This window comes from Methylosinus sp. is20ea, assembly GCF_059718135.1.
On sequence record NZ_AP046088.1, the window covers coordinates 2,050,740 to 2,071,029 of the forward strand.

Consider the following 20,290-nt stretch of genomic DNA (forward strand, 5'->3'; position numbering starts at 1 on the left):
GGGCTCCAGGTGACATATAACGCAAAGCCATGAGCCCGATGCTCACTGCCAATAACCCGGCCAAGAGACCGGCCGCGCCGGGACTCCGTCCGTCGACCGCCGGCGTCGCCGCCGTTCTGGGGCCGACCAACACCGGCAAGACCCATCACGCCATAGAGCGGATGCTCTCCTATCCGACGGGCATGATCGGCCTGCCTTTGCGTCTGCTCGCGCGCGAGGTCTATGCGCGGGTGGCGGAGCGGGTGGGGTCGGACAATGTCGCGCTCATCACCGGCGAGGAGAAGATAAAGCCGCGCGCGCCCGCCTATTGGGTCTCGACCGTCGAGGCGATGCCGCGCGATCTCGATGTGGATTTCGTCGCCGTGGACGAGATCCAGCTCGCCGCCGACCTCGATCGCGGCCATGTCTTCACCGATCGCCTGCTGTTTTGGCGCGGCCGCGTGGAGACGTTGCTGATCGGCGCGGAAACCATGCGCTCGCTGATCGAGCGGCTGTTGCCGGGCGTGCCGATCTTCACGCGGCCGCGGCTGTCGCATTTGAGCTTCGCCGGCGAGCGCAAGCTGGCGCGCCTGCCGCCGCGCAGCGCCATCGTCGCCTTCTCCGCCGAGGACGTCTACGCCATAGCGGAATGGATCAAGCGTCAGCGCGGCGGGGCGGCCGTCGTGCTCGGCGCGCTCTCCCCACGCACGCGCAACGCTCAGGTCGATCTCTTTCAGAATGGCGACGTCGATTATATCGTCGCCACCGACGCCATCGGCATGGGCCTCAATCTCGACGTCGACCACATCGCCTTCGCCTCCGACCGCAAATTCGACGGCTGGCGCCATCGCCGCCTCACCGCCGGCGAAATGGGCCAGATCGCCGGCCGCGCCGGCCGCAATATGAACGATGGGACGTTCGGCTCCACCGGCCGCTGCCCGCCCTTCGACGAGCAGACGGTCGAGGCGCTCGAGAATCATTGGTTCGATCCGCTGGTCGCGCTGCAATGGCGCAACGCCGATCTCGAATTCGAATCGATCGGGGCGCTGATCGAGTCGCTCGAGCGCGCGCCCCCGGACGAATGCCTGCTGCGCGCCCGCACGGCGGAGGATCAAATGGTCCTCGAAGTCGCCGCGCGCGACGAGAATGTGCAGCGCAACACGAAAACCAGAGCCGATATTATGAGACTCTGGGAGGTCTGCCAGATTCCCGATTATCGCAAGACCTCGCCTGCCGCCCATACCGAGCTGGCGCTCGCCGTCTTTGGCTATGTGGTGCGCCGCGGATTGATCCCAGGCGATTGGTTCGCAAAGCAAATCGCCGCCGTGGACCGCATCGACGGCGACATTCACACGCTGTCCGCGCGGCTCGCCCAGGTGCGCACCTGGACCTTCATCGCCAATCGATCCGGCTGGCTCGAGAATCCAGAGCATTGGCAGAGCGTCGCGCGTCAGGTAGAGGACAGTCTGTCCGACGCGCTGCACGAACGCCTCACGCAGCGTTTCGTCGATCGCCGCACCAGTGTGCTGATGCGCCGCCTGAGAGAGAATGCGATGCTCGAAGCCGAAATCACTACTGCCGGCGACGTTATGGTCGAAGGTCAGCATGTCGGACAGTTGCAGGGATTTCGTTTCACCGCCGATCCATTGGCGACGGGCGAGGCGGCCAAAGCGCTGAACTCCGCCGCGCAGAAGGCGCTCGCCGGGGAGATCGAGGCGCGCGCCGCGCGCGTGTTCGACGCCGTGGACGACGCCTTCCTGCTCGGCAATGACGGGACCATTCGCTGGCTCGGCGAGCCCGTCGGCAAGATCGCGCCGGGCGCCGCGGCGCTGACTCCGACCGTGCGGCTGCTCGCCGATGAGCAATTGACCGGCGCGGCGCTGGAGAAAGTGCAGCAGCGCCTCGATCTCTGGCTCGCGCAGCATATTAAGAAGCTGCTCGGCGCGCTGGAGGATCTGGAAAAGGGCGAGGGGCTCGAGGGCGTCACTCGCGGCATCGCCTTTCAGCTCGCCGAGGAGCTCGGCGTGTTGGAGCGCAGCCGCGTCGCCCGCGAGATCAAGGCGCTCTCCCAGGAGGACCGCGCCGCCCTGCGCAAGAAGGGCGTGCGCTTCGGCGCCTATCATATTTATCTGCCGCAGCTGTTGAAGCCGGCGCCGCGCTCGCTTGCCGCTCTGCTGTGGGGCTTGAAGCATGGCGGGCTCGACAATCTGAAGGGCCTCGAGGAGGTGCCGCATCTGGCCGCCTCCGGCCGCACCTCCTTCGCCGCCGATCCGTCGATTTCCAAGGGCTTCTATCGCGCCGCGGGCTTTCGCGTCTGCGGCGAGCGCGTGGTGCGCGTCGATATTCTCGAGCGCCTCGCCGATCTCATTCGGCCGGCGAGCGCCTATCGGCCGGGCGCGACGGCCGGCGACCCGCCGCCCGGCGCCGCCGATGGCGACGGTTTCGTCGTCACTGTGGCGATGACGTCTCTCACCGGCTGCGCGGGCGAGGCCTTCGCCTCCATATTGCGCTCGCTCGGCTATCAGTCGACCGAGCGCCCGGGGCCGGCCATCACCGTGCCGCTGCTGGCCAAGGCGGCGACCGAGCCGCTCGCCCCGACGCCGGCCGCGCCCGCGGTCGAGGACGGCGAATCAGCGGCGGAGCAGACCGAGGCTCCGGCCGAGCCGGTCGCCGAATCGCTCGTCGAGGCGGAGTTGCCGCCGCAGGAGGCGGAGACCGTCGTCGAGGCGGAGGCCGAGACCTCGGCAGTCGTCGCGGAGACCGTCGAGCCGGCGAATATCGAGCCGACCAGCGTCGAAGAGACGGGCGCCGAAGAGACGAGCGCCGAAGCGTTGGAGGCGGCCGCCGAGCCGGTTTCCGCGGAGCCGGCGCCGATCGAGATTTGGACGCTGCAGCGTCATGTTCCTCAGGCGCCGCGCCGGCGTCAGGGCGGCGCTCCGGGCGCCGGTCAGGAGGAGGGCGGCCGCCCCGCGCGGCCGGCCGGCGAGCGTCAACGCGGCCCACGGCCGGGCCAGGGCGGCGGCGGCCGTCGTCCGGAGCCGGGAGAGGGCGCGCAGGCGGAGCACAAGCCGCGCGCCGACGCCCGCAAGGAGAGCGGCTTCCGTTCCGGCGGCAATCCTCGCGGCGACAAGCCTCGCGGCGACAATCCGCGCAGCGACAATAATCGGCCGCCGCGGGACGACCGCCGCCGCGGCAATGGCGGCTTTTCGACGCCGGAAAAGCGGGAGAGAGAACGGCTTCCCGACCCCGATTCGCCCTTCGCCAAGCTCCTGGCGCTCAAAGCCGAGCTCGAAAAAAAGGGCAAGAGCTGAAATTTCGCCTCAAATGACTGGTCATGTCCGACCTACGAAGCGGCCGCGGGATCGCTCGGGGTGATTGCGTCGACTTGCCAAATCCGCGTCGTTCGGCCTATTGCTGACGTGATCTTTGGCGCTGCGGCGCAAGCCGATGCTGTCGGCCTCGTCGACCCTGAATGCGCGCCGTGGGCGAGATCTCGTCCGCGGCCGTCGTCTCGTAACGAGCGGCGTCGGATGAAGGCCTTCCACCGAAAGGCGATACATGACGAAGATTCTTCCTGTCATAATGTGCGGCGGGGCGGGCACGCGCGTATGGCCCGAATCGCGGGAAAGCCTCCCGAAGCAATTCATTCCGCTCATCGGCGAGAAATCGACCTTTCAGACGACCATAGAGACATTGTCGGACGACGCTTTCGACAAGCCCATCGTCATCTCCAACGCCGATTATCGCTTCCTCGTCACCGATCAGCTGCGTGAGATCGGCGCCTGCGCCGATATCGTCCTCGAGCCCACGCGGCGCGATTCCGCCGCCGCCGTCGCCGTCGCCGCGGGACTCGCCGCCAGGCGCTCGCCGCAGACGATCGTCGTCGTGCTGGCCGCCGACCATGTCGTGCGCGACCGCAAAGGCCTCGTCGAGCTCTGCAAGAAAGCGGCGGCCGCCGCAGCCGACGGCCATATCGTCACGCTCGGCGTCAAGCCCGACAGTCCCGCCACCGGCTATGGCTATCTGCGCCCCGGCGAGCGGCTCGTCGGCGAAGGTCTCGTCGGCGAGGTCTCCAAGCTCGAGGCCTTCGTCGAGAAGCCCGATCGCGACACGGCGCAGCGCTACATCGACGCCGGCTATTTGTGGAACAGCGGCAATTTCATTTTCCGCGCCGATGTGATGCAGGAGGAGATCGCGCAATTCGAGCCGGCGATCTTCGAGGCGGCCGAAAAAGCGATCGACGCCGGCCGCCGCGATCTGGATTTTCTGGTGCTCGACGCCGAAGCTTTCGCGCGCGCGCCCAAGACCTCCATCGATTACGCCGTGATGGAGAAGACGCGCCGCGCCGCGGTGATCGAGGCGGATATCGGCTGGTCCGACGTCGGCAATTGGCGCGCCGTGTGGGAGCTGACCGAGCGCGACACGCAGGGCAATTCGGTGCGCGGCAATGGCGTCATCCGCGACTCGCGCAATGTGCATGTGCGCTCGGACGACACTCTGACGACGGTCGTCGGCGTCGACGACGTCATTGTGGTGACGACGCCGGACGCGGTGCTGGTGCTCGGCCATGAGCATGGCGACAATGTCAAGCAGCTCGTCGATCAGCTACGGCGCGAGAATCGCCGCGAGGCGGGCGAGCACAAGCGCATCTTCCGTCCCTGGGGCTATTATCAGTCGGTCGATTCCGGCGATCGGCATCAGGTGAAGCGCATAGTGGTGAAGCCGGGCGCGCGGCTGTCGCTGCAGAAGCATTTTCATCGCGCCGAGCATTGGATCGTCGTCAAAGGCACGGCGGAGGTCGGCCGCGACGAGGAGACGCTGCTCGTTCACGAGAACGAATCGATCTATCTGCCGATCGGCTGCATTCATCGCCTGACCAATCCCGGCAAGATCGACCTCGAGCTCATCGAGGTGCAGACCGGCTCCTATCTCGGCGAGGACGATATCGTGCGCCTGCAGGACGTCTACAACCGCGGCTGACGAGGCTCGCCGTCCAGGCAGCGCTTTTTTGGACCGTGAGCCTTAGAGGCTCGCGGCGTTTCGGCTCATTGCTCGCGGCGCTGCGCGCTATAGCGTTCTAGCAGCTCGGCGAGCGCGGACTCCCGCGTCGCGCCCTGCTTGCGCAGATTGAAATAATGCTGGCACAGATCGCCGAAGGTCTGCTTGTTCGGCGTCACGGCGGAAATGCGCGCGAGACTTTCGATCAGCTCCGCTTCATCCTCCACCGCGCCGATCTCCGCGAGCATGTCGCCGAGCTGGGCGGCGCGATTGGCGAGCATGCGCGGCGATTCGAGAAAATGCGCGCTGCCGATTGCGAGCGCCGCGCGCAGCCGCGTCACCCTCGCCTCATCGACCGGCGCGCCGCCGCTCTTTCGCGCCGCGAGCCAATAGGCCGGGTCGACGCGATCGATCGGCGTCAGCCATTTGGGCAGCTCGTCCTGGCGCTTCACCTCGACGGCGGGGCGCTGCGGGGTCGTGTCCCCGCAGGCGCAGAGCAGCGCCGCGAGCGTCGCGTAGAGGACGGCGAGACGCGGCGCGCTGGTCATTCATTTGCCCTGCAGCTTTTTGGCGAGCCCCTGCAATCCGTCCTTGAGGAATGTGGTCATCGCCTCGCGCGCGGCGTCGTCGTTGAGATTGTCCGGCGGCTCATTGCTGGTGTCGCCGCGATAGAGGCGGCCATACCATTGCACCTCGCTGCCGCCGCCGGCGGCCGGCTTCACCGCCAGCGTCGCCGAATAGGAGCTGATCGGCAGAGCGTCGAGATTTGCGTCCGACATGCGATAGCTGAGCTTCATCTGCTGCGGATCATATTCGTCGAGGCTCTCGGTCACGACGCCGCCCTTGCGCAGCGTGATCTCGCGCACCGCGCCATTGCCGTCGCCGCCGGTCGCCTTCACGCCGGCGACATCCGGATGCCAGTCGAGCGAGCCGAAATGGCCGACGAGCGCCCAGACGGTTTTGGGATCGGCGGCGACGGTGATCTTCTCGTCCACCTTGATCGGCGTCGGGCCATGTGCCAGCGCCGGCGCGATCGACAGAAGCAAAGCGAAGAGGGCGATTTTCGGTTTCACGTGGGTCTCCTCGGGAGTGCGGTTGCGAGACGGGAGCGACGGCGCCGCGCGAAAATTTCGGCGAGCGGAATGACGAGATAGAGGACGGCGAAGCCCGCCAGAGCGGCCGCCGCGAAGGCGGGGCGCAGATCGACGGGCGCGAGGCTCGGCCGTGGACGGGCGACGGAAAGAAGCGTGCTCGCGAGCCCGTCCGGCGTCGCCAAATGGGCGTAGGCCAGGCCCGTGGTCTCGGCGAGCCGGCGCAAATAGGGCTCGCGCACGGAGGAGAGATGCTCCGAGCCGATCGTCATGGCGCCGCCGAAGGGCGCATTGCGCGGATTATAGCCCTCGCGCTGCTCGACGCCCGGCGGCGGCAGGCCGAAACGGCTCTCATGCGGGACCTCGTCCGCGCCATAGAAGCCGATCTCGCGTCCGCGCTCGTCGAATTTCGGAATGGGCGCCGGCTCATAGCCGCCAGCGCCGAGGATGAGGCCCAAAACATCGCCGTTCTTGCCCTCGAAGACCGGCCCGCCATATGCGGGCAATGGCGGCGCCTCTTGTCCATCGGTGACGAAGACGAGATCGGCGTCGATGCGGCGCGCCATTTCCACCGCGCGGAAGAGGCCGGCGGAAATGCGGCTGTCGCCCTCCCAGGCCATGCGCCAGTCGAGCCCGGCGATCGCCGCGTCGATGGCCGCGAAATTCTCGCAGACGTCGATCGGCTCGAACAGCAGAAAGGGTTCGCGCTCGGTGAAGATGGCGAGCCCGACGCGCGAGGGACAGGGAAGATCGGCGACGAGCCGGCGCAAAGCCTGCTTGGCGAATTCGATGCGGCTCGTCGGCGCGCCGCCGAGCGAATAATCGCGCGTGTTCATGCTGCCGGTGATGTCGAGCGTCAGCAGCAGATCGACGCCATTGCGCACGGCGCTGGCGCGCGGAAACAGAAAGGCCGCGGCCAGCATCGTCGCGGCGAAGGCGAGCGACAAAAAGCGCGCGTCGCGCAGGCGGGCGATCACGGCGGCGATCATGGCTGCGGTCATGGCAGCCCCTTGGGCGCGCCGGGAATGTCGGTCCAGATTTTCTTCGGGTCGGCGGGGAGCTCGTCGCCGCCGGAATGCTCGAGCTGCGGATTGTCGCGCACGAGGCGGGCGGCGACGTCGAGATTATATTTCGCGTCCCAGAAGTCCGGCCGATATTGCAGCGCGCGCCGATATTCGCGCCGCGCCAGCTCGACGAAGGGGCCCGCCGGCTCGAGCTGGCCGCGCTCCAGAAGATCGAAGGCGCGGCGCAGCAGGCTATTGCCGAGATCATAATGGGCGAGAGCGGAGAGATCGTCGCGGCCGGCGGCGTCGAGGGGCTCCAGCAGGGCGCGCGCCTTGTCGAATTCGTCGCGCTCGGCCAGAAAGCCCGCGCGCGCTGCGATGAGCTCCGGCGCCGACGCCGCGTCCGTCTCGACGTCGCGGCCGGCGGCGAGCGAGGCTATTGCGGCGTTGTCGGCGCGGGCGCGCCAGGCGGCGAACGCGCCCTGCAGCGCGCCGGCGAGCGCCGCGCCGAGCAGCAGCAGAAGAAGGCTCGAGCGCCAGCGCGCGAGGAGACGCGCGACCGTCTCCCGGGCTTTGCGCATCGTCTGCGCGCGCGCCGCTTCGATCATGCGAGCCTCCTCGCGGCCCGTCGCGGCGTCGGGGCGCGCGCGGTCTGTTTCAGGCTGGTCTCCGCGAATTTCGCGGCGAGCAGCAAGGACGAAGCGAAGGCAGCGGCGAGAAGCGCCTCGCCGGTCAGGTCCTTGCGCGGAATGCGCTCGGCGTAGCGGAAAGGACGGCGCTCGAGCCGGTCGATCTCGGCGATGGCCTCCGCCACTGCGGCGGGCCCTTCCGCCTCGAAGGCGCGATAGGAAACGCCGAGCGATTTGAAGAAGAGATCGAGATGGCGCTCCGGCAGCGCCTGCGGCGTGTCCAACTCGCCCGGATCGGGCCTGTCGCTGAGGCCTTTGGAGCCCTCCGTGCGCAAGAACAGCCAATAGAGATTGGGCATGATCTTGCGGAAGTCGGCGCGCAGCTGATCTTGTATGCGCGGATCGATGACCGCGGCGCCGTCCGAGACGAGCAATATCACGCGCGATTCGACGTCGCCGCCGGCGGGCAGTTGCGACAGCGCCATTGCGAGGCCGCGGCCGATATTGGTGTAGCCGAGGCCGGGCCGGTCGATCGCCTGAACGGCGGCGCGCACCGCCTCGCGATGATCGGTCATCGGCATGACCAATATGGGCGAGGTGGAGAAGGCGGTGACGCCGAAGAGATCATGCGCTCGGCGGGCGACGAAGTCGCTCATGAAGCGCTTGGCGGCGGCGGCTTTCGATTCCTCGCCGCCGGCGGGCGTGCGGCCGGCGAAAGTCTCGTTCATGCTCGCGCTGCGATCGATGAGGATCGAGATTTCCGCGCCTTCGCCAGAGCGCAGGACCGAGCGGCCCTCGCGATAGGGCCCGGCGACGGCGAGCGCGCAGGCGCCGATGGCCAGCATGGCCGCGAGGCGCAAGGCGGCGGCGACGAGGCGCGACAGCGCGTCTCGTGGCGCGGCGGCGACGCAGGAGATGGGCGAGGGCCGCAGCGCCGAGAACAGCAGCGGCGCCAGCGCCAGCAGCAGCAGAAACAGAGCGAGTGGAGAGGCGACGCCAAAGCTCATCGCGCGCTCCTCTCGAGCGTCGCCAGCGATTTCGCCAGCGCGACGATCTCCGCGAGCGAAAGATCGGCGCCCGCATCGGCGACGCCGAAGAAGAGCGCGCGCGAGGCGGCGAAGAAACGGGCGAGCGAGTCTCGCGCAGGGGCGAATTCCGCATTGCGCGAGAGAAAGGCGTCGAGATCCTCGGCGAAGATGCGGCGCCCTGCGGCTTCGTCGATCGCGCGATGCAAGGAGAGCATGGCCGCGCGCCGCGCCGGCTCGGCGCCGCGCCGCGCGAGCGCGACGACGTGACGCGATGCGGCGGCGAAGACGCGGGCGCGGCGGCGATGGAAAGGCGGCCAGCCGCGATCGCGCGCGACCAGAACCAGCGCGCCGAAGGCGAACGCGAGAAAGGCGCCGGCGCGCGCGGCCGGCGTCGAGGCGTCGCCGGCCGCGACGCTCGCGTCGGGGCGCATGTAATCGGTCGGATCGTCGCGGCGCTGCGGCAGCACCTCGCGCAGCGGCGACACGCCGATCGCCCATGCGGGCGCCTGCACGGTCTCGGTCGCGCCCTCGCGCGTGAAGCGCAGCGAGAAGGGCGGAATCTGCAGATCGCGCACGTCGAGAGCGACATAGAAGAGCTGATAGGTGAGGTCGATGCTCCAGCGCGTGAGGCCGTCGCCGGCAAAGTCCTCGCGCAGGCGGATGTCGCGCAGATCGAGCCGATAATCGAGCGCGCCAGGGCGCGGCAGCGAGGCCGTCTGCAGTCGCAGCGCGGAATCGGCGATGATCTCGAGCCGCGCTTTCACCAGATCGCCGACGAAGAAGCCGAAGCTGCGATCGGCGAAGAGACGCACGGATTTCACTTCCGCCGCGGCGGCCGGGCCGGCGAGCGCGATGAGAAGCGAAAGGGCGAGGAGGCGGGCGCGCATAGGTCAGAGCCCGAGCAGATGACGCGACAGCGCGTCGGCGTCGAAAGCGTCGCTGAGGACGAAGGGCGGACGCCCATGGGCGAGCGCGAGACGACGCAATGCGTCGCGCCGCTCGGCCTCGCGCGCGAGCCAGCGGCGGCGTAGGCCGGGACGCATGAGCACGAGCCGCCGCGCGCCGCTCTCGAGATCGTCGAGCTCGACGAGGCCGAAATGGGGAAGATCGCGCTCCTCGGCGGAATCGCCGAGAAGAATGGGCGCGAGATCATGTTGCATGAGCAGGCCGAAGAGGCGCTTCGCAAAGTCCGGCGGCCAGCGGAAATCGGACATGAGCAAGACGAGCTTGCGACGGCCGGCGATGAGGCCGGCGGCTTCGATCAGCCCTTGCGCCGAGGCGCCGCGCGGCGTCGCCTCGCGGAGGCGCTCGGCCGATGCGAGCGCGGCCCCCCGCGCGCGCGTCGCCGGCAGCAGCAGATCATTGCGCAGCGTCGCGTCGCCGGCGGCGAGGCCGAAGCGATCGCCGATGCGCGTCGACGAGAACGCCAAAGCGGCGCAGAGATCGGCGACGAGATCGAGCCGGCGCGCCGCGCCGTGGAATCCCATGGAGGCGGTAAGATCGACGAGCGCATAGACGTCGATGGAATTGCGCTGCTCGAAGCGGCGCACATGAGTCTCGCCGGTCGGATCGCGCATGGTGGCGCGAATGTCGATGCGCCGCGCGTCGGGATATTGGATGAAGCGCGCGTGATCGCGAAACACGCCTATGCCGCCGACGTCGACGCCGCCATGCGCGCCGACCGCGCCATTGGAGACGCGGCCGCGGGGGCGATAGGCGATGTCGAAGCGCTCCGCCATCACGCCTCGCGTCTCAAGGCGCCGGAACCGTGGCGAAGGCTGCGCGGCACAGATCGCGGACGATGTCGTCGCCGCGCATCGCATAGATCGGATCGACGAAGATGCGATGCGCCATCGTCTCGAGGAAGATTTCGCGAATGTCCTCCGGCGTCAGCGCGTCGCGGCCCTCGAGCCAGGCGCGCACGCGCGCCGCGCGGACGAGAAATGCGAGGCCGCGCGGGCTGGCGCCGCCGCGCACCAGGCCGCGCATCTCTATGTCCGGCAGCGTGACTCCCGCCGCGAGCGGATCGAGCAGCGCGTCCCAGAGCTTCGCCACATAGGCCTGCAGCGTCTCGCTCGCGCCGACGCGCGCCTGAATGAGCTCGGCCACGGCGGCGAGCGCGCGATAGTCGAAGACCGGCTCGCCTATGCCGTCGAGCAGCCGATCGACATCATGGAAGCGCGGATCGAAGATCAGCGCGCGGCGCGCCCGCGGGTCGCTCGGCGTCTTCATGGAAATTTCCATGAGGAAGCGGTCGCGCGCCGCGGCGGGAAGCTCGAAAGTCTCTTCCCGCTCGACGAGATTGCGATCGGCGAAGACCTGCAGCGCGGGAAAGGAATATTCGCGATCGAAGGCGGTGACGCTGCGCTCCGCCATCAGCCGCAGCAGCAGGGAATGCACCTGCGGGCGCGCGCGGTTGATCTCGTTGAAGAAGAAGATGGAGAGGTTTTCCGCCTGCCGCAGCACCGGGCCGGGCTCGACGCGCGGGCGGCCGTCGTCGGCGAGATAGGTGTGATAGATGAGGTCGCTCGGCATCAGATCGACCGTGCCTTCGATGCGCGAATAGGCGCCGCCGAGCGCGCGCGCCACGGCGCGCAACAGCGTGGTCTTGCCGACGCCCACATCGCCTTCGAGCAGCACATGGCCGCGCGCGAAAATGGAGATCGTCACCAGGCGGATGACGCGGCTCTGGCCGATGACGGCGCGTGAGACGCGTGTTTCGAATTCCTGCGCCTTGGCGCGCCAGTCGGCCAAGGTCGCGTCGGTTTCGGCGGTCTCTGTCACGCTGAACGGGTCCAACATCTCGTCGGAAGGAAGAGCATTGCGGCCACGATCCCGGGAAAAGGGTCCGACGCGTTGTTGTCGAATGACGCCGGACCCGGACCGTGGCCGCATGACTGCCGTCCCCGGGCGGGGACAGCTTTGCTCGTTCGACCTATTGCGGGATCTGGCTCACGTCATAGACGAATTTGCCGGTCTTCTTGAAGTGCTCGACGCGCTTTCTGTTGCGCTCTTCCATGGCCGCGATGGCGGACTGGTTCTTGGCGAGCTCTTTCGGGTCGTGCTTGGGATCGTATTTCGAGCCGGCGACCTTGTCCGGGAAGCCGGGCTTGGGCTCCCAGCAATCGCCGGGCGCCTTGCACTTGGTTCCGTCATAGGCCGAGGCCGCGCCGATCGCAGCCGCGTTCATGACGAACGCGACGCCGACGGCCGCCGCAATCTTCAAAACTCCCATCGTGCCTTCCTCCAATTTATGCGCGGCTCTCGCCGCGGCCGCCGCGCCGCTCACGCGTGCGCGACTTTCATTTTCCCGAGATCTTTCATTTTCCCGAGGTTTTGCACTGACCGGGCGGATCGTCGGGGAATGTCTCGTGTCCGGGATAGGGCTTGAACTTCGCGCGCTGCTCCGGCGTCAGCCAGGTCGCGAATTGGATCGGGTCCTTGTAGAGATGGCGGACCCAGGCCATCACCTTCAGCATCTCGTCGAGCTGGAGATTGGCGTATTGCGGACCCATGGACGCCTGCGCGCCGCCGAAGATCGTCGAGAAGAATCCTTCGTCGGTCGCGTTCTGCGGATAGGTCCAATAGGAGTCGTTGAGGCCGGGACCGATCTTGCCTTCGCCCAAATGGCCGTGACAGCCGGAGCAGGCGGAGAGGAAGATCTGCTCGCCCTGCTTCAGACAGCTCACATCCTCATTGTAGGGATTGACGCCCGTCTGCAGGAAGTTTTTCACGCCGGCCGTGTCCTTGCCCTCGGGAAGCGCGTCGTCGAAATTCAGCACTTCGCCGGTGATCGTGTTGCGAAAGGTGATGCCCGCGTTCTGCGCGATCGCCGTGAGGGCGATCATGCTGGCGAAGGCGCCGCCGGCCAGGACAAAGGCCTTTTTCTTGGTCGATTTCATCTGTGTCGGTCTCTTCGAATGTTCGCCGGTCTCGTTTTTCGTTCGAGCGGAAAGCGCTCTAATGCGCCGCGACCGGATTGACGATGGGCAATAGCGGAACGCCTTCCGCCGTCAGGATTTGGTCGATCTTCGGCTTGGCGCGCTCGAGGCCGGCGTTCACTTGCGCGAGCAGCTCCTTGTCGGCGAGGCGCACGCCGACCGACTGGTCGTAATGCTGCCCGATCTTTTGTCCGTCGCTGCGCTTGGAATCGTCGTCGATCAACGTCATGCGCAGAGGCGTGGGCGAAGATTTGACGAAACGCGCCACATCCGGCGCGAAGGTTGCGGCGAGCTCGGCGTTGCCGCTCGCCACTTCGCCGACCAGGCGCGCGGGATCGATCTGCGTATATTGATTGCGCGGGGAGCGGAAATTCACCAGCGAATAGAGATAGGCCATGTCGTTCTCATATTCGCCGATCTCCTTCAGCATCACCTCCGCCGGAGAGCCGAAAGGCACAGCGATGTGATCGAAGGATTTTATGCGCGGATCGGACCAGGATTTGATGTCGAGATTTTTCTCGGCCTTGGTCACGAACACATAGCCGGTGCGGAAATAGGGCTTGCTCGTCAGCACGCGAGGATCGCCCGTGTCGAGTCCGATGATCACGTCGCACTGGTTCTTGTCGAGATAGTCTCTGACGAGATAGATCGCGGGCTTCGACGACCAGACGAACTGCGCCTTGCGGCCCATCGCTTCGGCGAGCGCTACCGCTATGCGATTCTCGAGGCCGGTCTGGTCCTTGAGCGAAAGAGGCGACTGCGCTTCCGAGGCGCAGATGCGCAGAGTGTCCGCCGAACTCGCGGAGGCGGCGGCCGAAGACTTCGTCTCTTGCGCCGTAGCGCCGGCGGCGCCGGACATGATCGCGAAGGCGAGGCCGGAGACGACGAGACGCGAAGGGGTGATACGCGACATGGGATCGATCCGATCGGTTTGCATCGTGAGGCGAGGCCGCCCGGACGCCTTTGACGCATCCGGGCGGCGTGCTGTGTCGGTCGCGAACAGGGGAGGGCGCGACCGACGACTGCCGATGGATCAGTGAGCCTTGTATTCGCCGAGGCTCAGATCGTCGTAGGGACCTTTGCCGCCCAGCGAGAAGACGACCACGCCGCCGCCCATCTGGGTGTAGTTGGCGAGCTGCTTGAACGCGCCCACCGCGCCGAGGCCGGCGGTCGGATCTTGCAGATCGAACACGAGGCCCACTCCCGGCCAACCGCCGACGCCGTAGAGGATCGCGACGTATTCGGTTCCCTTGTGGTTATAGACGATCGGATAGCCGAGCACGCCGGAGGGAAGCTTGAACTTCCAGAGCAACTCGCCATTGTCGCTGTTGCGGGCCTTGATGAAGCCGTCGAGCGTTCCGTAGAACACGATGTTGCCGGCCGTGGCGGTGGTGCCGCCCCAAACCGCGAAGCGCTCGAACTTCTCCCATTTGAACTGGCCGGTGATCGAGTTGTAGGCCTTGATCTGGCCGAGACCCTCGCCCTTCTGACGATCGCCCTTGGGGCCCGGATACATGTTCAACGTCGCGCCGACGAAGAACTGACCCGCGCGATAGGGAAGCATGAAGGGCTCCCAATCCATGCAGATGTGGTTCACGCCGAGGAAGAACAGCTGCTTGGTCGGATCGTAGGAGTCATGGCCCTGATTGTGATAGCCCATCGCGGAAGGACAAATATCCTTGCCGAGATGATCCATGCGGGTGCCATACTCCGGATCGCGAACCGGCAGGCCGCTCTTGAGGTCGACCGTCTTGAACACATTGACCGTGTCGTCGATCTTATCGGCGGAGATCAGATCGCCATTGGTGCGGTCGAGCGTGTAGACGATGCCGTTGCGATCCGGATGCGTCAGGAGCTTGCGCTCCTTGCCTTCCTTGTCCTTCTGCTCGGTGAGCGTCAAAAAGTTCACGCCGGCGAAGTCCCACTCGTCATGCGGGGTCTTCTGATAGCCGAACTTGGCTTCGCCCGTGTCGATGTCGCGGCCGAAGATGGTCATCGTCCATTTATTGTCGCCCGGACGCATCGTCTCGTTCCACGGCGCCGGATTGCCCGAGCCGTAGTAGAAGAGATTCGTGCCCGGATCATAGGCGTACCAGCCCCAATTGGTGCCGCCGCCGATCTTCCAGGCGTCGCCTTCCCAGGTCGAAGTGCCGAGGCCCTTCTGGCCATATTGGGGATTCTTGCTGTTGAAGTCCTTGCCGAGCAGCACGTCCTCGTCTGGGCCGGTCGCATAGGCGCGCCAGGACTGCTCGCCGGTGTGGACGTCATAGGCGGTCACATAGCCGCGGACGCCGAGCTCGGCGCCGGAGGAGCCGACGAGAACCTTGTCCTTGATGACATAGGGCGCGATGGTGAGCGTCGAGCCGACCTTATAGTCGGAGTTCTCGACCTTCCACAGCAGCTCGCCGGTCTTGGCGTTGAGCGCCTCGATATGGCCGTCGAGCAGCGTCTTGAGGATGAGCGGCGGCGTCTTGGCGTCGCCCGGCCAGTAGGCGAGGCCGCGGTTGACGAGGTCGCAGCAGGCCACGGCGCGCGCGGCGGCGTTCTGCTTCGGCTTGTCCTGCCAGAGGATGCGGGTCGGGTCGTCGAGGTCGAGCGCGAAAGTGTTGTTCGGGAAAGACGTGTGGATATACATCTTGCCGTCGACGACGAGCGGCGCGCCCTCGTGGCCGTTGAGCAGGCCGGTCGAGAACGTCCACGCCACCTTCAGATTCTTCACATTGTCGGTGTTGATCTGCGTCAGCGTGCTGTAATTGTCCGAGTGATAGTTCTTACCCGGCATCACCCAATTGTCTTCGCTCTTGGAGAGCTGATCGAGCTTGTCGTTGGCCGACGCGACGCCGATCGGCGCCACCGTCAGCACGGCGAGCAGCGATACCGAATTCAGTAGTTTCCTCATCGACGAGTCCTCCTGCAACAAGCCATCGCCCGGCGGATCGCAGAGCGGAATGGAGATGTCGCCTCGTGAAACAACGGCTCGCGATCTCTCGAGCCATTCTTGTTTGTCGGCCTCCGGCCTCGATGTCGTCGCGACGCATAGGCCCGAAAAAGCGAGGGCCGGGGCCGGCGAGATATAGGTTTTCGGCCGCGGCTCTGTCTGTATGATTTGTCGGTAATCTCACGCGGGAAGAATCGGCATGATCGCCGCTCCTTCGTCACGATATCGCAGGAGGAGACATCCTGTTCCCGCCCCGGTCGCGCCGCGATGTTGACAAAGTGGTATGGCCTTTGAGGTCGAGGTCGAGCCGACTGCCATTCGTTCCATTTCAGGACGGCGAGATTCGCTCCGATCGACGATGCGATCCGGGACGAGCCATGGATGATGGTTTCGAAAAAGGATCGCGATGGAAAGGCGTATCAAGCTGACCGATATCGACCGACCGGACGAGCCGCTGGAAGTGGAAATCGAACGGATCGCCGAGACGACGCTTCGCGTGCTCGTGCCCAATACGGTGATCCGTTTCGAATTGCGGCGGCATAACGAGGGCGCGCCGTTCGAGGGCGCGCTGGGCGGCCGCTATTTCACATTCGAACCCGAGCCTCCGACAGCCAAGCCCAAGACCCGCCGAAAATAGGCTCGCGCCTCCGCTTCCGCGCGCCCGGGCCGCGTCATGCGCTGGAATGAGCTTTCGTCGGCGGGGTCGGGAAAATTTCACCGTGAGAGCGCGCGGAGGCGCCGGATTGGCACAGGCGACCGGTGTGTCGTGTCCACTTTTGGACAGAAATGGGACATCGACTCCGGGCCGCCCGGCGTGGAGCTCCCGCTCCGGCCGCGCCACCGCGCGCGTCGCGGGGGCGAGGGTCGCGACCTCGGCGGCGCGCCGCTATCGTCGAAAAAAAACGGGGCGCGTAAAAAAAAATCGCGCTCCGAGCTGCGCCAAAGCTCGTGATCTATCCCATTCTGCTCGCGCGAGCTCGCGCGTGAATTGACAATGATGTGACGATCGTCGCGATCGTTGCAATCGAAACGTCGTTCATGTGTCACGAAACGGCAGCACGCGGCGCCTAGCTTTTTCGCCATGCTGCTCGCATCGAATCGTCGTCTTTCTCTCGAACGCCTCGTCTTCGCCGAGACGATGCTCCTGTGGCGAGATCGCCTGCTCCGCGCCGATCTCGCCGGCGTGCATTTCGTGGCGCTATCCACGAGATTCACATTCGGTCGCATGCTCGCGATCACGATCAGCAAGCTCGGCAATGGATGGATCTATCCGATCCTCGCGGCGGCGATCTTCTCTCTCGCCGGTCTCGAAGCTTGGCCGGTCGTCGCGCTCGGCGGGCTCAACGCCGCGTTGCTGCACACGCTCTTCCCGATCATCAAGAAGCGCATCGGACGCAAGCGGCCTTTCCATGCCGATCCGCGGCTGACCTCGCTGTTGAAGATCCTCGACGAGCATTCCTTTCCGAGCGGTCATATGATGACGCTCAGCGGCGTGCTCGCGCCGATCGTTCTCGCCTGGCCTTCGGCGGCCGCATCTGCGGGCGCGCTGGTTCTTTCGATGGCGTGGTCGCGCATCGCCACGGCGCATCACTATCCGAGCGACGTGCTCGGCGGTCTGACGATGGGCCTCGCCATGGGTTATCCGTTATCGGCCTGCATTCTCGGCCATTGGTGATCGCTCGCCGACGCCGAGCGCTTCGAGCGCCTGCTCGAGCGAGCTCCTCTCCTCATGCGCATAGATCGTCATTTCGTCGGCGACCTTGGTCCCGAGCGCATGCTCGAACGCCTCGCGATTGGCGAAGGCCGATAGATCGCGGCGTCCGCCCTCGCCGAGATTGGATTGGAATATGCCCGCCGCGCTCACCGGCAAAAAATCTTCGTAAGTGATCGGCTCGGCGATGAGCGCGCCGTCACGCAGCAGCGTCTCGATGTCTCCACGCGCGCTCCTCTTGTCGCCGCCGGGCGTATAGCGAAAGAAGGCGAGGCCCTGCGCGCGCAATGTCGCGGCGTCATCGGGGAAGGCGGCGAAGCGGCGCTTCAGCTCGGCCATGTAATCCGCGGTCGCGCCGTCGCGCGGCGGATTGGCGGCCATCGTCTCGGCGAGCAGCCTGTCATAGAGCGCGCGACCCTTTGCGGTGAGCGCCGCGCCGCGCTGCTCGATCTCGCCGAAGCGCGCGCGATGCTCCCCGCGCGCGTCGTCGCGTCCCGCAAAGCGCACGGGCTCGGCGATGGCCTTGAAGCTCGTCTGCCGCAGCAGGATCGGAAAGTCGCGCCGCGGCGGGCCTTCGACGATCGATTTCGGATCGAGCCCGCGCTCGGCGAGCGCCGTCTGCACGGCGTCTATGTCGAGCGTCGGCAGCGTCAGATGATTGATATGGGGCCCATGGAAGCAGACGACGTCGGCGACGAGCGGATGCGCCTTGCGATAGGCCTCATAGATTCCGGCGGTAACTGTGGCCTCGCTGCGCCAGCGGAATGTGTGCAGCGCCTCATGGACGAATTCGATCGCCTGCGCTTCGCCGAGGCCGCCATTGGCCTCGAAAAGCTCGATGAGATGCAGGCAGCGCGGCGTGAAGATGCGCCGTCGCGAGAGAATCTCCTGCGCCTCGCGCCGCAGATCCTCGCCCTCTATGAGCTCTGGACGTAAGAGCGAGGTGAAGATGCGGAACGGGCAGCGCCTCAGCGCCGCCGCCTCGATCGGCCGGAAGCAGGTGGAATGAACCGGCACGCCGGCGGGCGAGAGATCGTAATAGCCGACCGGATACATGCCCATGACGGAAAAGAGCCGGCGTAGCCCCGCGAGCTCCTCGGGCCGTCCGACGCGAATGGCGCCATGGCGCTCGACGCCGATGAGTTCGAAGGCGTGCGAGCGGCGAAGGCGGGCCTCCAGCGCGGGATCGCGTGCGAGCGCCTCGCCGTCGATCTCGCCGACGATGCGCGTCATCTCGTGATAGCGCGGCACCTCGTCGCGATACATTTGCGTCATCGCCGCGGAGAAGATCGAGCGGATCGTGTCGGCGGAAACATGCGGGTCGGTCATGTCGAACTCCTCGATGTCGCGCGGCGCGCGCGCCGGGATCACAGGTCGAAGACGACGCCTTGCGCGAGCGGTAGCGCGCTCGAATAATTGATCGTGTTGGTGGCGCGGCGCATATAGGCCTTCCAGGAATCGGAGCCCGCCTCGCGGCCGCCGCCGGTCTCCTTCTCGCCGCCGAAAGCGCCGCCGATCTCGGCGCCGGAAGGGCCGATATTCACATTGGCGATGCCGCAATCGGAGCCCTCCGCCGAGAGGAAACGCTCCGCCTCGCGCAGATCCGTGGTGAAGATCGACGACGCCAATCCATGCGACACGTCGTTCTGCATATGCAGCGCCTCGTCGAAATCGCGATATTTCATCGCATAGAGAATGGGCGCGAACGTCTCGCGCCGCGCGACGGGCGCGGGCTCCGCGAGCTCCACGAGCGCCGGCCGCGCATAATAGGCGCCGGGGCGCTCCTGCGCGAACAGGCGCTGGCCGCCATAGACTTTTCCGCCGATCGTCACCGCCTCGTCTAGCGCCCTTTGCATGGCGTCGTAGGACTCCTTGTCGATGAGCGGGCCGATGAGCGTCTTGCCCTCGCGGGGATCGCCGACCGGCGCAGAGGCGTAGGCGAGCGAAAGCCGGCCGATGAGCGGATCATAGACGGAGTCATGCACGATGAGGCGCCGCAGCGTCGTGCAGCGCTGGCCGGCCGTCCCCATGGCCGCGAAGGCGATGGCGCGGACAGCGAGATCGAGCGGAGCCGAAGGACAGACGATGGCGGCGTTATTGCCGCCGAGCTCGAGAAGCGAGCGCGCGAAACGCTGCGCGAGTCGGGGCCCCACAGCGCGCCCCATGGCGGTGGAGCCGGTCGCGGAAACAAGCGCGACGCGGCGATCGTCGACGAGCTTCTCGCCGAGCTCGCGCCCGCCGATGACGAGGCTGGAGAGTCCTTTCGGCGCATCGCCGAAACGCGCGACGGCGCGGTCGAATAGCGCCTGCGTCGCGAGCGCGGTCAGCGGCGTCTTCTCCGAGGGCTTCCAGACGAGGGCGTCGCCGCAGACGAGCGCTATGGCGGCGTTCCAGGCCCAGACCGCGACGGGAAAGTTGAAGCTGGTGATGATGCCGACGACGCCGAGCGGATGCCATGTCTCCATCATGCGATGGCCGGGGCGTTCCGTCGCGATTGTGAGACCATAGAGCTGGCGCGACAAGCCGACGGCATAGTCGCAAATGTCGATCATCTCCTGCACTTCGCCGCGCGCTTCGGAGACGATCTTGCCCGCCTCTATGGTGATGAGCTCGGCGAGCTCATCCTTGGCCGCACGCAATTCGTCGCCGAGCAGCCGAACCAATTCGCCGCGCCGCGGGGCGGGGATATTGCGCCATTTGTGAAAGGCGGCGTGGGCCTCGCCGATCGCAGCGTCTAGAGCATCGCCGTCTTGTGTTTTCACTCTGGCGATGACGTCGCCGGTAATGGGCGTCTTGATGTGTAATTCTCCATCGCGGAATAGCGCGGGCGGAACAGTAATGCGGAATAGCAACTCTTCAGCTCGCGCTGCGATATCATTGGATTTTGTACGAGATTCCATCGCTGTGCTTCCCATCTCGCCGTTTTGCTGCTTTATTTGTCTCGCAAATAGCCCGAGTTCGATGTATTTGC

At 66.2% G+C, this 20,290-nt stretch carries 18 protein-coding genes; 4 read left to right on the top strand and 14 right to left on the bottom strand.

Translation table 11 applies throughout. From position 1 onward, the window contains the following. The first annotated feature begins 38 nt into the window (after positions 1-38). Together AC6IY7_RS09375 and AC6IY7_RS09380 are read left to right on the top strand one after the other, a co-directional pair. Positions 39-3,290: a helicase-related protein gene (locus tag AC6IY7_RS09375; RefSeq protein ID WP_497782816.1), complete on the top strand. Its 3,252-nt coding sequence runs from the start codon at positions 39-41 to the stop codon at positions 3,288-3,290. 247 nt (positions 3,291-3,537) lie between these two features. Then, positions 3,538-4,959, top strand: coding sequence for a mannose-1-phosphate guanylyltransferase/mannose-6-phosphate isomerase (locus AC6IY7_RS09380; protein ID WP_497778690.1), 1,422 nt, complete (start codon positions 3,538-3,540; stop codon positions 4,957-4,959). A 65-nt stretch (positions 4,960-5,024) separates the two neighbouring features. On the opposite strand, the gene AC6IY7_RS09385 is transcribed toward AC6IY7_RS09380, so the two are convergent. The 12 genes from AC6IY7_RS09385 to AC6IY7_RS09440 form a co-directional block, all read right to left on the bottom strand. Next, positions 5,025-5,525: a hypothetical protein gene (locus tag AC6IY7_RS09385; RefSeq protein ID WP_497778691.1), complete on the bottom strand. Its 501-nt coding sequence runs from the start codon at positions 5,523-5,525 to the stop codon at positions 5,025-5,027. Then, complete coding sequence (locus AC6IY7_RS09390; protein WP_497778692.1) at positions 5,526-6,050, bottom strand: SRPBCC family protein; 525 nt, start codon at positions 6,048-6,050, stop codon at positions 5,526-5,528. Further along, positions 6,047-7,069 carry a vWA domain-containing protein gene (locus tag AC6IY7_RS09395; RefSeq protein ID WP_497778693.1) on the bottom strand — a complete coding sequence of 341 codons (1,023 nt, stop codon included), beginning with the start codon at positions 7,067-7,069 and terminating at the stop codon, positions 6,047-6,049. Before AC6IY7_RS09395 ends, AC6IY7_RS09390 begins: the two co-directional genes overlap by 4 nt. Next, entirely contained in the window at positions 7,066-7,680 is a 615-nt protein-coding gene (locus AC6IY7_RS09400) for an MxaK protein (protein WP_497778694.1), read from the bottom strand. The genes AC6IY7_RS09395 and AC6IY7_RS09400 overlap by 4 nt, the downstream gene beginning before the upstream one ends. Beyond that, a complete protein-coding gene (locus AC6IY7_RS09405) occupies positions 7,677-8,708 on the bottom strand; it encodes a vWA domain-containing protein (RefSeq protein ID WP_497778695.1) in 1,032 nt (343 codons plus the stop codon). The genes AC6IY7_RS09400 and AC6IY7_RS09405 overlap by 4 nt, the downstream gene beginning before the upstream one ends. Next, positions 8,705-9,616, bottom strand: coding sequence for a nonribosomal peptide synthetase MxaA (locus AC6IY7_RS09410; RefSeq protein WP_497778696.1), 912 nt, complete (start codon positions 9,614-9,616; stop codon positions 8,705-8,707). The genes AC6IY7_RS09405 and AC6IY7_RS09410 overlap by 4 nt, the downstream gene beginning before the upstream one ends. A 3-nt stretch (positions 9,617-9,619) precedes the next feature. Further along, positions 9,620-10,468, bottom strand: coding sequence for a DUF58 domain-containing protein (locus AC6IY7_RS09415; RefSeq protein ID WP_497778697.1), 849 nt, complete (start codon positions 10,466-10,468; stop codon positions 9,620-9,622). Positions 10,469-10,481: 13 nt separating this feature from the next. After that, positions 10,482-11,513 (bottom strand): AAA family ATPase, encoded by a 1,032-nt coding sequence (locus AC6IY7_RS09420; protein WP_497778698.1) that lies wholly within the window; start codon positions 11,511-11,513, stop codon positions 10,482-10,484. A 151-nt stretch (positions 11,514-11,664) separates the two neighbouring features. Then, a complete protein-coding gene (locus tag AC6IY7_RS09425; RefSeq protein WP_497782817.1) occupies positions 11,665-11,919 on the bottom strand; it encodes a methanol dehydrogenase in 255 nt (84 codons plus the stop codon). A gap of 130 nt (positions 11,920-12,049) precedes the next feature. Next, positions 12,050-12,631, bottom strand: a complete 582-nt coding sequence (moxG, locus tag AC6IY7_RS09430; protein ID WP_497778699.1) for a cytochrome c(L), periplasmic — start codon at positions 12,629-12,631, stop codon at positions 12,050-12,052. A gap of 58 nt (positions 12,632-12,689) precedes the next feature. After that, positions 12,690-13,583, bottom strand: a complete 894-nt coding sequence (gene moxJ / locus AC6IY7_RS09435) for a methanol oxidation system protein MoxJ (RefSeq protein ID WP_497778700.1) — start codon at positions 13,581-13,583, stop codon at positions 12,690-12,692. A gap of 120 nt (positions 13,584-13,703) precedes the next feature. After that, positions 13,704-15,569 carry a methanol/ethanol family PQQ-dependent dehydrogenase gene (locus AC6IY7_RS09440; protein WP_497778701.1) on the bottom strand — a complete coding sequence of 622 codons (1,866 nt, stop codon included), beginning with the start codon at positions 15,567-15,569 and terminating at the stop codon, positions 13,704-13,706. Between the two features lie 445 nt (positions 15,570-16,014). On the opposite strand from AC6IY7_RS09440, the gene AC6IY7_RS09445 reads away from it, so the two are divergent. Both AC6IY7_RS09445 and AC6IY7_RS09450 read left to right on the top strand, forming a co-directional pair. After that, positions 16,015-16,245, top strand: coding sequence for a hypothetical protein (locus AC6IY7_RS09445; protein ID WP_497778702.1), 231 nt, complete (start codon positions 16,015-16,017; stop codon positions 16,243-16,245). A gap of 381 nt (positions 16,246-16,626) precedes the next feature. Next, the gene (locus tag AC6IY7_RS09450; RefSeq protein ID WP_497778703.1) at positions 16,627-17,283 is read left to right on the top strand and encodes a phosphatase PAP2 family protein; all 657 of its coding nucleotides are present in this window, start codon (positions 16,627-16,629) and stop codon (positions 17,281-17,283) included. On the opposite strand, the gene hglS is transcribed toward AC6IY7_RS09450, so the two are convergent. Then, positions 17,254-18,648: a 2-oxoadipate dioxygenase/decarboxylase HglS gene (gene hglS / locus AC6IY7_RS09455; protein WP_497778704.1), complete on the bottom strand. Its 1,395-nt coding sequence runs from the start codon at positions 18,646-18,648 to the stop codon at positions 17,254-17,256. The genes AC6IY7_RS09450 and hglS overlap by 30 nt on opposite strands. 38 nt (positions 18,649-18,686) lie before the next feature. Continuing rightward, the gene (amaB, locus tag AC6IY7_RS09460) at positions 18,687-20,219 is read right to left on the bottom strand and encodes an L-piperidine-6-carboxylate dehydrogenase (RefSeq protein WP_497778705.1); all 1,533 of its coding nucleotides are present in this window, start codon (positions 20,217-20,219) and stop codon (positions 18,687-18,689) included. Positions 20,220-20,290: the final 71 nt, after the last annotated feature.

Coding starts and splice junctions, on each gene's coding strand:
- AC6IY7_RS09375 (WP_497782816.1), top strand. CDS start 39: ATGCTCACTGCCAATAACCCGGCCAAGAGACCGGCCGCGCCGGGACTC.
- AC6IY7_RS09380 (WP_497778690.1), top strand. CDS start 3,538: ATGACGAAGATTCTTCCTGTCATAATGTGCGGCGGGGCGGGCACGCGC.
- AC6IY7_RS09385 (WP_497778691.1), bottom strand. CDS start 5,525: ATGACCAGCGCGCCGCGTCTCGCCGTCCTCTACGCGACGCTCGCGGCG.
- AC6IY7_RS09395 (WP_497778693.1), bottom strand. CDS start 7,069: ATGACCGCAGCCATGATCGCCGCCGTGATCGCCCGCCTGCGCGACGCG.
- AC6IY7_RS09400 (WP_497778694.1), bottom strand. CDS start 7,680: ATGATCGAAGCGGCGCGCGCGCAGACGATGCGCAAAGCCCGGGAGACG.
- AC6IY7_RS09405 (WP_497778695.1), bottom strand. CDS start 8,708: ATGAGCTTTGGCGTCGCCTCTCCACTCGCTCTGTTTCTGCTGCTGCTG.
- AC6IY7_RS09410 (WP_497778696.1), bottom strand. CDS start 9,616: ATGCGCGCCCGCCTCCTCGCCCTTTCGCTTCTCATCGCGCTCGCCGGC.
- AC6IY7_RS09415 (WP_497778697.1), bottom strand. CDS start 10,468: ATGGCGGAGCGCTTCGACATCGCCTATCGCCCCCGCGGCCGCGTCTCC.
- AC6IY7_RS09425 (WP_497782817.1), bottom strand. CDS start 11,919: ATGAACGCGGCTGCGATCGGCGCGGCCTCGGCCTATGACGGAACCAAG.
- moxG (WP_497778699.1), bottom strand. CDS start 12,631: ATGAAATCGACCAAGAAAAAGGCCTTTGTCCTGGCCGGCGGCGCCTTC.
- moxJ (WP_497778700.1), bottom strand. CDS start 13,583: ATGTCGCGTATCACCCCTTCGCGTCTCGTCGTCTCCGGCCTCGCCTTC.
- AC6IY7_RS09440 (WP_497778701.1), bottom strand. CDS start 15,569: ATGAGGAAACTACTGAATTCGGTATCGCTGCTCGCCGTGCTGACGGTG.
- AC6IY7_RS09445 (WP_497778702.1), top strand. CDS start 16,015: ATGGAAAGGCGTATCAAGCTGACCGATATCGACCGACCGGACGAGCCG.
- hglS (WP_497778704.1), bottom strand. CDS start 18,648: ATGACCGACCCGCATGTTTCCGCCGACACGATCCGCTCGATCTTCTCC.
- amaB (WP_497778705.1), bottom strand. CDS start 20,219: ATGGAATCTCGTACAAAATCCAATGATATCGCAGCGCGAGCTGAAGAG.